Source organism: Janthinobacterium foliorum, assembly GCF_978021625.1.
The window spans coordinates 588,319-602,280 of the sequence record NZ_CDXDQE010000001.1; the positions used below are offsets into that span (position 1 = coordinate 588,319).

Sequence of the window (13,962 nt, forward strand, 5' to 3'; positions counted from 1 at the left end):
GACCATCATCGACTCCTGTTGCTTGAGTGCTGTCTTCCACATGGACACAGATCACCCGGACAGTTTCCATTATTAGCGATGCACTAGGGAAATGATCGAAGGAACAGGACGGGAAAGTCCCCGTTATTCAGTTTGCCGGGAGGAAATTGATGAAAAAATAAGCAGAAGCGGCCGATGGGGTATTCGTCAGGCGATTGACATACCCGCTTCGAAACCCCAAGGCGACAACCGGGGGCGAACCCTGAGGCTTCGCCCCCGGCCCTTCGCCTGGGTTTGCGGCATAGACGATGCCAACTACTGCGCCCCCACCAGGCTGGTCACCCGTATCGTCTTGGTTTCCGGCACTTCCGAATGCGACAGCACTTTCAACTGCGGCAAGGCGCGGCGCAGGAAACGCGACAGCAAGGCGCGCAGCGGCGCCGGCACCAGCAGCACGGGTGTCAGGCCCAGCGCTTCCTGCTGCTGCGCGGCCAGTCCCGCCTGGTGCGCGATGGTGTCGGCCAGGCCCGGCTCGATGCCGGCGCCGTCGCCGCCATTGCCCATGGCCTGCATCAGCAGGCGCTCCAGGCGGCTGTCCAGGGTCATCACGGACAATTCCGCCGCGCCGGGGAACAATTGCTGCACGATGGCGCGGCCCAGAGCCACGCGCACCAGCGCCGTCAGGTCGTTCGGGTCCTGCGTGTGCACCGTGTGCTCGGCCAGGGTTTCGATGATGGTGCGCATGTCGCGGATGTGCACGCCCTCGGCCAGCAGGTTCTGCAGCACTTTCTGCAGGGTCGACAGGGACAGCATCTTCGGCACCAGGTCTTCCACCAGGCGCGGCGCATCCTTGCCCAGGTGGTCGAGCAGCGATTGCACTTCCGCGCGGCCCAGCAGTTCGGAGGCATGCGAGGTGATCAGGTGATTCAGGTGCGTGGCCACCACGGTGCCCGCGTCGACCACCGTGTAGCCCATCGATTGCGCCTGGTCGCGCAGGCTCGCCTCGATCCAGGTGGCGGGCAAGCCGAAGGCGGGGTCGGTGGTGGCCAGGCCGGGCAAGGTGCCGCTGGCCATGCCGGGGTTGATCGCCAGGAACTGGCCATTGAACGCTTCGCCCACGCCCACTTCCACGCCCTTCAGGGTGATGCGGTAGGCGGACGGCTTCAGTTCCAGGTTGTCGCGGATATGCACGGGCGGCGCCAGGAAACCCACTTCCTGGGCAAATTTCTTGCGGATGCCCTTGATACGCTTGAGCAACTCGCCGCCCTGCGTCTTGTCGACCAGGGGGATCAAGCGGTAGCCCACTTCCAGGCCCAGGGTATCGACGGGCATGATGTCTTGCCAGGTGGCTTCTTCCTGCTCCGGCGCCACGGTAGCTTGCGGCAGGTCGGCCGGCTTCTCGGCCGCTTCTTTCGCCTGCTCGCGTTTCTTGCTGATCAGATAGGCAGCCCCCGCCAGCAGGGATGCCAGCAGGATGAAGACCATGTTCGGCATGCCGGGGATCAGGCCCATGCCGCCGATGATGCCGGCGGTAATATAGAGCACCTGCGGTTTCGCAAACAGCTGGCCCACCAGCTGGGTGCCGATGTCCTGTTCGCTGGCCACGCGCGAGACGACGATACCGGCCGCCGTGGAAATGATCAGCGAAGGAATCTGCGCCACCAGGCCGTCACCGATGGCCAGCAGGGTGTAGTTCTTCAGCGCATCGGCAAAGCCCATGTCGTGCTGCAGCAAGCCCACCAGCAAGCCGCCGACGATATTGATGACGGTGACCATGATGCCGGCGATGGCATCGCCGCGCACATATTTGCTGGCACCGTCCATGGCGCCATAGAATTCCGCTTCCTGCGCCACTTCCGTGCGGCGGCGGCGCGCTTCGTCTTCGCCGATCAGGCCCGCGTTCAGGTCGGCATCGATGGCCATCTGCTTGCCGGGCATGGCGTCCAGCGCGAAGCGGGCGCCCACCTCGGCGATACGGCCCGCACCCTTGGTGACCACGGTAAAGTTAATGATCGTCAAAATAATGAAGACCACGATACCCACCGTGTAGTTGCCGCCGATCAAGAAGTGACCGAAGGCTTCAATCACCTTACCGGCCGCGTCGGCGCCCGTATGGCCCTCCGTCAGCACCACGCGCGTGGATGCCACGTTCAAGGACAGGCGCAGCATGGTCGACACCAGCAAAATGGTTGGAAAGGCCATGAAATCGAGCGGCTTGACCGTGTACAGCGCCGTCAGCAGCACGATGATGGACAGGGCGATATTGAAACTGAAGAAGATGTCGAGGATGAAGGCCGGCAGCGGCAGCACCATCATCGCCAGCAGCATGATGATGATGACCGGCGCGGCGATGCCCTTGCTGGCGTTGTTGCCCATTCCGCTGAGCCAGGCTGGCATTCTCAGGCCGTTCATGGTGTACTTCCTTTATTCTTGTCTGCGGCGTCTGCTGCCGGTGGTGTCTGCGATGCGGGGTTGAGCGGGTCGAGCTCGGGCGGCACTGCCAGCCTGTTCGGCTTGTCCGGGCGCTGGCCATGGCCATTGCCGTAATTGCGCAACTGGAACACGTAGGCCAGCACTTCGGCCACGGCGCCGTACAGCGCCTCGGGAATCTCGTCGCCGATGTCCGTATGCTTGTACAGCGCGCGGGCCAGGGCCGGCGCTTCCAGGATGGCGACCTTGTGCTCGCCCGCCAGTTCGCGGATCTTCGCCGCCACTTCGTCGATCCCCTTGGCCACCACCTGCGGCGCGCCGCGCGAATTCTCGCCGTATTTCAGCGCCACCGCATAGTGCGTCGGGTTGGTCACCACCACGTCGGCCGTGGGCACGTCGGCCATCATGCGGCGGCGCGACATTTCATGCTGCATCTGGCGGATCTTCGCCTTGATCTGCGGATTGCCGTCCGATTCCTTCGACTCCTGCTTGACTTCCTGCAGGGTCATTTTCATCTTGTTGGCGTAATGCCACATCTGATAGGGGCCGTCGATGGCGGCGATAAAGCCCAGCGCGCCGACGATCAGCAGAAAGGCCGTGATCAGCAGGCTGATCAGATGGGCCGAGCCGGCGCGTAAGGATTCCACCGACAGGCCCAGCACGGCGTCTTTCTGATGCTGCATCACCAGCCAGGCCACGACGCCGACGACGAGGGTCTTGGCGATGGCCTTGAGCAATTCCACCAGCGAATTCTTCGAAAACATGTTGCCCAGGCCGCGAATCGGGTTGAGCTTGCCGAAATTGGGGGTAAACGCCTTGGAGCTGAACAGCCAGCCGCCCACCAGCACGGGCGAGGCCAGCGCCACGAGCATGATGGCCAGCGCGTAGGGCAGGCAAGTGAGCAGGACCGAGCCCACGTCGTAGCCGATGCGCAGCATCATGGCATCGGGATTGAGGATCTGTTCCCGGTCCAGCGTCAGCCCGGAAACCATGACGGCCGTCAGCCGGCGCACGATGGCGTCGCCGGCAAACCACAGGCAGCAGCCGGACGCCATCAGCACCGTAAACGTTGCCACTTCACGCGATCGCGGAACGTCGCCTTCCTCACGCGCCTGCTCGAGGCGCTTCGGTGACGCGGCTTCGGTCTTTTCTGCGTCGCTGTCTTCCGACATCAATCAACTCCGGTGAAGTCCTGCGGCCTGGCTAGGCGCAATACGGACTGGGCATGGAGCATTATCGGCTCAAGCCCGACCGTGCCATCGGCGGAACAAGGGGACAAATCCCCTGTATTTCCTTTGCCTAAATGAAACAAGGCGCCGCCGGCGCCCAACTTCAAAGCAAAGGAGTCCGAAAAATGGTCAGGACAAGGCGCAGTCCCGAAGACAGTACGAATAGTACGGCGAGGGACTGCAACGCAGTCATGGACATTTTTCGGTCAGGACAAGACGCAGCCCCGAACACAGTACGGATAGTACGGCGAGGGACTGCAACGCAGTCAGGGACATTTTTCGGTCAGGACAAGACGCAGCCCCGAAGACAGTACGGATAGTACGGCGAGGGACTGCAACGCAGTCATGGCCATTTTCTCGGGACGCCTAACGGTTTTTTCTGGCTTCCGCCTGTTTCACCGTCTGCTCGATGGCCCCAAACAGCGACTTGCCATCATCGCCCAGCATTTCCAGACGAACCACATCGCCAAACAGCAAATATGGCGTGCTGGCGACGCCATCGGCGGTCATCTCCTGATTACGCCGTTCAACGATGCTGGAAAAACCCTTCTTGACTTCCTTGTTGGCGATGCCGCCGGCGCTCACCACGCTGCCGGCGCGCGCGTTGCGCGTCTGGCACAAATGGGCCAGCAGCTGCGGATAATTGAAGGCCATGTCGGCGCCGGCGTGGGGCTGGCCCGACAATTTGCCGTTCAGGCTGCAACGCACGGCGTAATGCACCTTGCCGCCGCGCCAGGCATCGCCCAGCTCGTCGGGGGTGATGGCCACGGGAGAACAGGCCATGGCCGGCTTGGCTTGCAGGAAACCATAGCCGCCCGCCTGCTCGTCCGGCGCCAGGTTGCGCAGGGTGACGTCGTTGACCAGCATTAACAGCTTGATGTTCAGGTGCGCCTGGTCCGGCGTGGAACCCATGGCCACGTCGTCCGTGATGGCGGCGACGCCCGCCTCGTAGTCGATGCCCCACTGCTCGTGCGCCAGGACGATGTCATCCTGGGCGCCGAGAAAATCGTCGCTGGCGCCCTGGTACAGGCGCGGCGCTTCGCGCAAATTGCCCGGCACCGCCGTCCCGGCTGCCTTGCAGGCCCGTTCGATCTGCTGCAGATACGCGGCGCCGGCCACGCGCAGGCTGCTGCGCGGCAAGGGTGCCATGCAGTTGGCGGGGTCGAAGTCGAAGGCGCGGTGGCCGCGACCGCTATTGATGGTCTGGTACAGCAAGTCCAGCTGGGGCGCGATGAAACTCCAGTCATCGAGCGCCTTTTGCAGGGTGGAGGCGATGCCGTCGGCCAGGTGCGCCGTTTTCAGGTCGCGCGAGACGACAGCCAGCTGGCCATCGCGCGTGCCATCCTTCAGTGTAGCTAATTTCATGTACGGGAAACTTCGTCAAATGCAGGCAGTAGGAAGCTGAAGACGCCAAAAAGCCGGGATATCCCCGGCTTTGGCGGTCAGCGAGAGGGTCAGGCCAGCAGCGTCAGCTGCTCCGGGGTCAGATAGCACCACTCGCCTTCGGCGATGCCCAGCGACTCCAGGGTCAGGCTGCCGATGGCGGAACGGTGCAGCGCGCTGCAATGGTTGCCGGCGGCGGCCAGCATGCGCTTGACCTGATGATATTTGCCTTGCTCCAGCACGATTTCCAGCTGGTGTTCGCCGCGCTTGACGCAGACGAGGGCCGCCAGCGGTGCCGGTTCGTCGTGCAATTGCACGCCGACCAGCAGCAGGGCCACCAGTTCATCGGTCACGGGCTCTTGCGTCGTAGCCTGGTAGATCTTTGGAACGTGGCGCTTCGGCGACGATTGTGCATGGATAAACGGCCCATCGTCGGACATCAGCAGCATGCCGGTGGTGTCGTGGTCGAGTCGGCCGACGGGCTGGACTTCACGCCAGGTGAACTGTTCCGGCAGCAGGGTCAGCACGCCCGGATGGTGGCTGGGTTTGCGCGAACATTCGAAATTGGCAGGCTTGTTCAGCGCCAGGTACAGGTGCTGGCGGTACACCCACTCTTCTTCGAAGACGTGCAGCACCAGGCCATCGGTCTCGACGGTGGTGCGGTAATTGGTCTGGGTAACGCCATCGATGACGACATCGCCATCATCGATAAGGGAACGGCAATATTTACGGGTGCCAAAACCCTGCGATTGCAGGATGCGGTCTAGGGATAATTTACTCATGGGCGTGACTTTACCAGAAGCGGCTGGCAGCGTGAAGCGGCGGCACCTGGCGCCTGCGTGCGGGTGTTCGCAGGTCAAAACCATGATGCAGGCAGAAATACAAAAAAGAACAAGGTGAGATTTGGCGAGAAATGGCTGATTCCTTTGAGATATATCAAGCGCTCGGAATATCGCATTGATAGACTGAAACTTCGTTAGGAATCCGCCTAACGAGCTTTAGGAATAATAACCAGGCACCGCCTCACAAGGACATTGTATGAAGCACATCGACACCATTGCCTTACAAGGCAGCATCGACGACATGCGCAGCCGTATCGCCAGCGAACAGGGCGCCATGCATAAAGTACAGCTAGGCGTGGCGCGCTGGCGCCGCGCCCTGGCCACGCCGGCGCAGGAAGAGCGCATGCCGGATGACGCGACCAGCCCCGCCAGTCAGGTGCGCTGGCATGCGGAGGCGCAATGCCATTTCATGTGCTGGCTGGAACTGGGCGGCTTTGCCCACGCGCAGGCGGAGTTCGACAGCGAGGCGGCGCCCGTGGCAGCCGGCGCCCCATGCGACAACGAGGCCACGGCAAAGGGAGTGCCGGCGCTGGCTGAGCAAACCGCCAGCCCGGCCTTGCCTGCGCACTGCAACGACTGTATCGCCTGAAAGCGGCATCTGATCGCCATGCCCTGCCCTCGCATGCATGTTCCACACAGCAGCTGGCCGGCCTCCGCAGCCCGGCAACACGCTGTCGCCCCCGACGCCATCGAGCGCGATGCGCAAGCGCCAAAAAGCAGACAGCAAAAGGAAACGGCGGCATTGCGCCGCCGTTCCCAAGCCCCATCGGGACTTTAGTGAGGAATGTAAATTCACTCAAAACCACATCTGCGATGCGGCGAGTAGTTCCAAGACCTGCCAATCAAGTTAGTACTGACAACATAGTTGATATATCGCCCCTCCTTGAAAAGAACTACCGCTTCACTATAGCCCAAGGGGGTCGATTTTCAAGGCAATTTACCACCTTCTTGAAAATCCTTCACGCCCTCTCTTGCCAGGCAAGCACGACTGTTGGCATCAGCGCAACGCCGGCTGCGTCTGCTGCACGGCCGCCTTCATGGCGCCCGCGCCCATGGCCGCGCCGAACTTCTTCAGCACCCGTTCCGGCAAGCCTTCGTGCTGCGTATAGTCGACGATGTCTTCCGCCTTGACGACGTCGCGCGCCACGCTGTCGACCGTGCCGAAGTCATCGGCCAGGCCCATTTCCACGGCTTTCGCGCCCGTCCAGTACAGGCCCGAGAAGGTGTCCGGCGTTTCCTTCAGGCGCTTGCCGCGTCCCGCGCGCACCACCTCGATGAACTGCTGGTGGATTTCATTGAGCATGCCTTGCGCATATGCCTTGTGCTTTTCCGTCAGGGGGCTGAAGGGGTCCATGAACCCCTTGTTCTCGCCCGCCGTCAGCAGGCGGCGCTCGACGCCGACTTTTTCCATGACGCCCGTAAAGCCGAAGCCATCCATCAGCACGCCGATGGAGCCGACCACGCTGGCCTTGTTGACGTAGATGCGGTCGGCGGCGGCGGCGATGTAATAGCCGCCCGAGGCGCACATTTCATCGACCACCACATACAGGGGCTTGTCCGGATAGCCCTTGCGCAGGCGCTGCATCTCGTCGACGATCATGCCGGCCTGCACGGGACTGCCGCCGGGACTATTAATATGCAGCACCACGGCGACCGAGCCGCTATCGGAAAACGCCTTGTCCAGCGCCGGGATGACGACGGCGGCCGAGCCGCTGCCCTCGGATTCGATGGCGCCGCTGATATCGATCAGGGCCGTGTGGCGGCCCAGGGTTTCGCTGTCGTCCGTGCTGTTGTAGTCGTAAAACACCCACAGGGCGAACAGCACGATCAGCAGGCCGAAGACCTTGAAGAAGATGCTCCAGCGGCGGTGCGCGCGCTGTTCTTGCAATGTAGCAAACACCAGCTTTTCCAGCACGTCGCGTTCCCAGTTCCCGGCCGGCGCGCCGCTGCCCGCCGCTGCACCGCCGCCCACCTTGTCATTCGTGTTATCGCTCATAGTTCACTTTGCTTAAATTGCAACAAGGCCATGCCGGGGATCAGGCCGGCACGGGCCTGACATAGTCATCGGGCTGCCAGTACAGCTGGCCATCGCGTTCGGCCACGGATATCGGACGCAGGCGGCCGCCCTTGCAGGGACCACCTGCGCAGTAGCCACTTTCCGGCACATAGATGGCGCCATGCGTGGAACACATCAGGTACAGGCCGCTGGACTCGAAAAACTCGCCTTCGGCCCAGTCCAGCTCGATCGGCACGTGGGCGCAGCGGTTCAGGTAGCCGTAAGCCTTGCCGCCATGGCGCACGACAAAGCCCGTGGTGGTTTCTCCGCCGGCCAGGACGGGAAAGCGCACGCCCTTGCCGCCATCGGCTACGGCATCGGCGGCGCAGATCAGCACTTCCACGATATCAGCCATCATGCGTGCTCGCTCAGCCACTGATGCAGGTCGGCCACCGTCGGCGCCGAATACAGCGGCTTGCAAGCCTGCAACTGCTCCACGGGATGCGCTCCATACTCTACGGCAATACCGGCCGCGCCAGCATTGCTTGCCATCAATAAATCATGACTGGTGTCGCCGATCATCACGGTACGGCGCATATCCTGCCCCAATTCGCGCGTCAGTTCCTGCAGCATGGCCGGATGGGGTTTGGAAAAGGTTTCGTCAGCGCAACGCGTCGCATCGAACAGGGACAGCAGCTTGACGGCGTTCAATGAACGATTGAGGCCGACACGGCTCTTGCCCGTGGCCACTGCCAGGAAGTACGCCTGCTGCGACAGTTCCTGCAGCATCTCGTAAACGCCGGGAAACAGGGCCAGCTCATGGTCGCGCGACAGATAGTGATAACGGTAGCGTTCCGCCATGCGCGCGTGGTATTTCGGCTCCACGTCGGGCATCACCAGCTGCATGGCTTCCTGCAAGCCCAGGCCGATGACGTGCGAGGCCAGCAACTCGGTGGGAACAGGCAAGCCCAGGTCTTTGGCCGAAGCCTGGATGCACTTGACGATGGTCGAGGTACTGTCTATCAGGGTACCGTCCCAATCGAAAACGATCAGATCAAATTGCTTTCTTGCCATGTTTCCCGACGACCCAGTCGCCGGCTCCTTGAGAATGAATGATGGCGACTGACTACCTTGTGAGTAGTCTCGCGCGCACGGTGACTATTTATCGTGCGGCAACGGCCAATGGTTTGCCCAAGCTTACCAAGAAACGCTCGCATTCGGCAGCCAGCGGCGCATTCAAGGTCATCGTCTTGCCCGTTTCCGGATGCGTGAACGTGATTTGATGCGCGTGCAGGAACATGCGCTTCAGGGCGCCGCGCGTGCTGTCCGCTTTCAGCAGGGCACGATTGAGGGCAAAGTCGCCATATTTATCGTCGCCGGCGATGGGGAAGCCGGACGAAGACAGGTGCACGCGGATCTGGTGCGTGCGTCCCGTCTTCAATTCCGCTTCCAGCAAGGCGAAGTTGTGATATTTATGCAACAGTGAAAACACCGTGTGCGAGGCCAGTCCATCGGCCTGCACGGCCACCCGGCGTTCGCCTTCGGCCGTCGTATATTTATGCAATGGCAACTTGATATGCTGGCGCGCATTCTTCCAGTCACCGGCCACCAGCACCAGATAGCGCTTGTCGGTGACGCCGTCGCGCATCTGCTCGTGCAGATTCGTCAAGGCAGAACGTTTCTTTGCCAGCAACAGCAAGCCGGACGTGTCGCGGTCCAGGCGGTGCACCAGTTCCAGGAACTTGGCGTCGGGGCGCGAGGCGCGCAATTGCTCGATCACGCCGAAGGACACGCCCGAGCCGCCATGCACGGCCACGCCGGCCGGCTTGTCGATGACCAGCAACTGCGCGTCTTCAAAGATGATCTTGAATTCGGCAGCCGGCGCGCCCGTGGCGGCCTTTTCAGCCACGCGCACGGGTGGAATGCGCACCACGTCGCCAGCGGCGAGACGGTACAGCTGATCGATACGGCCTTTATTGACCCGCACTTCTCCCGATCGCAAGATCCGGTAGATGTGGCTTTTAGGCACTCCCTTGCACACTCTTAATAAGTAGTTGTCGATACGCTGGCCTGCTTCTTCTTCGGCGATCGTGACGAATTGCGCTTGCGGCTGAACCGGGGGTGTTGAAGGGGGAACAACATCATTTTGACTCTTCATTTACTATGTCTTCCCAGAAATCTCTCTAAGTCCTTCATTTTGAATATATAATTGTTTTTGCTGCGGCCCTGGCTGCTGCGAGTGTAAGAATAAAAGCACATTTTACACAGGGGCGTCTCCACCGGCCTCGCCAAATTGCAAATTCGGTGGAAAAAAATGTATATGCACCATCCCTGCGCGAATCAAGGTTGCACCGTAGTTGTAATCGGATAACGCGTGGAGATGCTGAAGTGAGTGTATTGGATTATAAGGATAAGTACCCGTTAGCGCGACTTATCGAGTCGGGCTCGCGGGTTGATGAAGTTGATAACGCTTGCCGTTTTCGCCAAACCCCGTATGCGGCCACAATACTGAGGGTTGTCGATGAATAGGCTGAGGCCAAGCCTCGCCATCGCGATCCCTGTAATGAGCCGGCTTACGATTTGGCTCTGAATTTGCTGACCACTTGCATTCTCTGCCCCCGGCATCCGGGCTGCTTCAGATGAGTTGCAGGTGTCCTGTGCACTCGGCATGACGATCGACCTCACCGCGCCTGTTGCGGCCGTAACGTATACCTCGTACGCGTTGTTGCTCCGCACGCTAAGGCATTTCCCCCGCCAGCACTCCCGTTCTCGCATATATCCCTGTACTTCGCCGCTTCCCCGGAAGCGGCTTTGAGATGGCCTACGGGTCGCGGAGTTATAAAAATGAAACGCATGTTGTTTAATGCCACGCAGCAAGAAGAACTGCGCGTAGCGATTGTCGACGGACAAAAACTGATCGACATCGATATCGAGACAGCCGGGCGCGAACAGCGCAAATCCAACATCTACAAGGGCGTGATCACGCGCATCGAGCCATCGCTCGAAGCGTGCTTCGTCAGCTATGGCGAAGACCGCCATGGCTTCCTGCCGTTCAAGGAAGTTGCCCGCACGTACTTCCGCGAAGGCGTGGACGTGCGCAATGCCTCCGTCAAGGAAGCGCTGCGCGAAGGCCAGGAAATCATGGTCCAGGTGGAAAAGGAAGAGCGCGGCAATAAAGGCGCGGCCCTGACTTCGTTCGTCTCGCTGGCCGGCCGCTACCTGGTCCTGATGCCGAACAACCCGCGTGGCGGTGGCGTATCGCGCCGCGTGGAAGGTGAAGAGCGCCAGGAATTGCGCGAAACCATGGATAAACTGGACTTGCCAGCTGGCATGTCCGTCATTGCCCGCACCGCCGGCATCGGCCGCAACGTCGATGAACTGCAGTGGGACTTGAATTACCTGATGCAACTGTGGCGCGCCATCGAAGGCGCCGGCAAGTCGGCCAACGGCGCTTTCCTGATCTACCAGGAATCCTCGCTCGTCATCCGCGCCATCCGCGACTATTTCCAGCCCGACATCGGCGAGATCCTGATCGACACCGACGAGATCTACGACCAGGCGCACCAGTTCATGAGCCACGTGATGCCCGACATGGTGCACCGCGTAAAACGCTACAGCGACGACGTGCCGCTGTTCTCGCGCTTCCAGATCGAACACCAGATCGAAACGGCGTACAGCCGCACCGTGCCGCTGCCATCGGGCGGCGCCATCGTTATCGACCATACGGAAGCCCTGGTCTCCGTCGACGTCAACTCGGCCCGCGCCACGCGCGGTTCGGACATCGAAACGACCGCCTTCAACACCAACTGCGAAGCGGCCGAAGAAGTGGCCCGCCAGCTGCGCCTGCGCGACCTGGGCGGCCTGATCGTCATCGACTTCATCGACATGGAAGTGGCGAAGAACCAGCGCGAAGTGGAACAGCGCCTGAAAGACGCGCTGCACCATGACCGTGCCCGCGTGCAAATGGGCAAGATCTCGCGCTTCGGCCTGATGGAACTGTCGCGCCAGCGCCTGCGCCCTTCGCTGTCCGAAGGCTCGCATGTGACGTGCCCGCGCTGCTCCGGCACCGGTCACATCCGCGATACGGAATCGTCCGCCCTGCAGGTGCTGCGCATCATCCAGGAAGAGGCGATGAAGGAAAACTCGGCCACCATCCACGTGCAGGTGCCCGTGGACGTGGGCGCCTTCCTGCTCAACGAAAAGCGCGGCGAAGTGCTCAAAATCGAGAACCGCCACCGCATCGCCGTGATCCTGATCCCGAACAAGCATCTGGAAACGCCGCACTACAAGCTGGAACGCATCAAGCACGACGATCCGCGTCTGGAAGACAGCCAGGCCAGCTACAACCTGGCTGAACACGCTGAAACCGACATGGCTTACAGCAAGCGCCAGAAGGAAGAAGCCAAGCCGCGCCAGGAAGCCGTCGTCAAGACGATCACCCCTGACCAGCCGGCACCGCTGGTCGAGCGCAAGCCCGTCGAAGTGAAGGCCGCCCCGGCGCCTGCACCCGCCGCGCCGCAAGGCCTGATCGCCAAGATCATCAGCTTCTTCACGGGCGCCCCTGCCCCCGTGGCACCGGCACCCGCGCCCGTCGCTCCCGTCAAGCCGGCCGGCACTGCCGACCGTGGCGACCGTAACAGCCGTGGCCCGCGTGGCCGTGGCCGCAACGGCAAGCCGGGCCGCGAAGAGCGCGAACCGGGCCAGGGCCGTCCAGCCCAGGACGATGCCGCGAAAGAAGCGGAAGCACTGGAAAAAGCGGCCCGTCCGCCACGTCCGCCGCGCCTGCCACGCGAACCGCGTGAAGCGCGCGAGCCAGCCGACGCCACGGCAGCGCCGCGCGAACGGGGCGAACGTCCCGAGCGCGCAGAGCGTCCTGAACGTGCCGAGCGTCCGCCACGCCAGCCGCGCGAAGCGCGCGAACCACGCGCCGACAAGGCTGTTGTTGCTGAAGTGAAAGCGGAAGAGCTGGCACTGGTCGGCGCCACCGCCACGGCCGTCAACGTGGTCGTGCCATCCAGCGGCCCAGCCGCCGATGCCGCGCCAACGAGCTTGCTGAAAGCCCCGGTGAATGCCGGTCCTGAAGGCGAAGAGTCGGAAAACGACGTCGAAGGCGAAGAACCGCGCCGCCGCCGCCGCCGTGGTGGCCGCAACCGCAACCGCCGCGACCGCGAAACGGGCGAGCTGATCGAATCGGCAAACGGTGAAAACGACGGCCAGGACGCACCCGTGATCAGCTTCACGGTGGCTCCGGCGCCGGAAGCCGACAGCGCTGCCGCTCCGGTCGCCGTGGTTGCCACGACGGCCGTCGTCGCCGTCGCCGCGCCAGTGCAAGCTGCCGCCGATGCCGCGCCAGCCGCCGTCGTGGAAGTCATCGAAGTGGTGGAAGTGGCCAAGGTGGTGGACATCGCCAAGGTGGAAGAAAGCGCTCCTGCCGCAGAAGCTGCCGCGCCTGCCGCCGAAGTGATCGTGCCGCAAGCCCCGGCCGAAGCAGTCGTTGCTGCAGCGCAAGCTGAACCAGCCGCTGCCGAGCCTGTGCCAGCCGCCGAGTACAGCTTTGCCGAGAAAGCCGCGCCGGAAGCAGCAGCTCCTGCTCCTGCTCCAGCGGAAATCATCGTCGAAGCCGTGCCTGTCGCCGCCCTGGAAGCCGCCCCCGTGGTGGAAGCGGCGCCGCTGGTCGAAGCCATCGCCGTGATCGAAGACGCAGCGCCAGTGGCCGCGCCGGCAGCTGAAACGGCGCCTGCCGTCGAAGCGCCGGCCGTGGCGGAAACGGCGCCAGTAGTGGCCGAAGCCGCCCCAGCGGTTGCCGAAGTGGCTCCTGCTCCTGCTCCTGCTCCTGCTCCTGTACCTGCGCCGGTGACGGCGCCGGCACCGGCTCCCGCGGCCGCGCCGCTGGACTTGAACGCGGTGCTCGGTTCGGCCGGCCTGACCCTGGCTGCCACCGATCCGGAAAAACTGCGCCTGGCGCAGGAAGCGGCCGCCAAGGCTGTCGCGCCGGTACGCAAGCCGCGCGAACGCAAGCCATTGCCGCCGCAATCGGACGAGCCGTTGATCCAGGTCAACACGCAGCGTCCATAAGCGTGCCGGGTTCGCCCAGCCGCCAATG

At 62.4% G+C, this 13,962-nt stretch carries 10 protein-coding genes; 2 read left to right on the forward strand and 8 right to left on the reverse strand.

From position 1 onward, the window contains the following. Positions 1-294 precede the first annotated feature (294 nt). From flhA to ACZ92H_RS02685, 4 genes are all read right to left on the reverse strand, one after another. On the reverse strand, positions 295-2,391 hold the full coding sequence (gene flhA / locus ACZ92H_RS02670; RefSeq protein ID WP_131371450.1) for a flagellar biosynthesis protein FlhA: 2,097 nt from the start codon (positions 2,389-2,391) through the stop codon (positions 295-297). After that, on the reverse strand, positions 2,388-3,581 hold the full coding sequence (gene flhB, locus ACZ92H_RS02675) for a flagellar biosynthesis protein FlhB (RefSeq protein WP_131371453.1): 1,194 nt from the start codon (positions 3,579-3,581) through the stop codon (positions 2,388-2,390). Before flhB ends, flhA begins: the two co-directional genes overlap by 4 nt. Positions 3,582-4,004: 423 nt before the next feature. Continuing rightward, the gene (locus tag ACZ92H_RS02680; protein WP_465048127.1) at positions 4,005-5,003 is read right to left on the reverse strand and encodes a fumarylacetoacetate hydrolase family protein; all 999 of its coding nucleotides are present in this window, start codon (positions 5,001-5,003) and stop codon (positions 4,005-4,007) included. 89 nt (positions 5,004-5,092) lie between these two features. Further along, positions 5,093-5,803 (reverse strand): pseudouridine synthase, encoded by a 711-nt coding sequence (locus ACZ92H_RS02685; RefSeq protein WP_465048126.1) that lies wholly within the window; start codon positions 5,801-5,803, stop codon positions 5,093-5,095. Positions 5,804-6,059: 256 nt separating this feature from the next. Between ACZ92H_RS02685 and ACZ92H_RS02690 the strand changes: the two genes are divergently transcribed. Further along, entirely contained in the window at positions 6,060-6,452 is a 393-nt protein-coding gene (locus ACZ92H_RS02690; RefSeq protein WP_465048125.1) for a hypothetical protein, read from the forward strand. 408 nt (positions 6,453-6,860) lie between these two features. Here ACZ92H_RS02690 and ACZ92H_RS02695 read toward each other — a convergent pair whose 3' ends face one another. The 4 genes from ACZ92H_RS02695 to ACZ92H_RS02710 all read right to left on the reverse strand — a co-directional run bounded on the left by ACZ92H_RS02695 (position 6,861) and on the right by ACZ92H_RS02710 (position 10,017). Continuing rightward, positions 6,861-7,859 (reverse strand): S49 family peptidase, encoded by a 999-nt coding sequence (locus tag ACZ92H_RS02695; RefSeq protein ID WP_131371465.1) that lies wholly within the window; start codon positions 7,857-7,859, stop codon positions 6,861-6,863. Between the two features lie 40 nt (positions 7,860-7,899). Next, positions 7,900-8,277, reverse strand: a complete 378-nt coding sequence (locus ACZ92H_RS02700; RefSeq protein WP_131371468.1) for a Rieske (2Fe-2S) protein — start codon at positions 8,275-8,277, stop codon at positions 7,900-7,902. Beyond that, on the reverse strand, positions 8,274-8,933 hold the full coding sequence (locus tag ACZ92H_RS02705) for an HAD-IIIA family hydrolase (protein WP_131371471.1): 660 nt from the start codon (positions 8,931-8,933) through the stop codon (positions 8,274-8,276). Before ACZ92H_RS02705 ends, ACZ92H_RS02700 begins: the two co-directional genes overlap by 4 nt. An 88-nt stretch (positions 8,934-9,021) precedes the next feature. Next, on the reverse strand, positions 9,022-10,017 hold the full coding sequence (locus ACZ92H_RS02710; RefSeq protein ID WP_077407877.1) for an RluA family pseudouridine synthase: 996 nt from the start codon (positions 10,015-10,017) through the stop codon (positions 9,022-9,024). A gap of 686 nt (positions 10,018-10,703) precedes the next feature. Between ACZ92H_RS02710 and ACZ92H_RS02715 the strand changes: the two genes are divergently transcribed. Continuing rightward, the gene (locus ACZ92H_RS02715; RefSeq protein ID WP_465048124.1) at positions 10,704-13,934 is read left to right on the forward strand and encodes an Rne/Rng family ribonuclease; all 3,231 of its coding nucleotides are present in this window, start codon (positions 10,704-10,706) and stop codon (positions 13,932-13,934) included. Positions 13,935-13,962 lie beyond the last annotated feature (28 nt).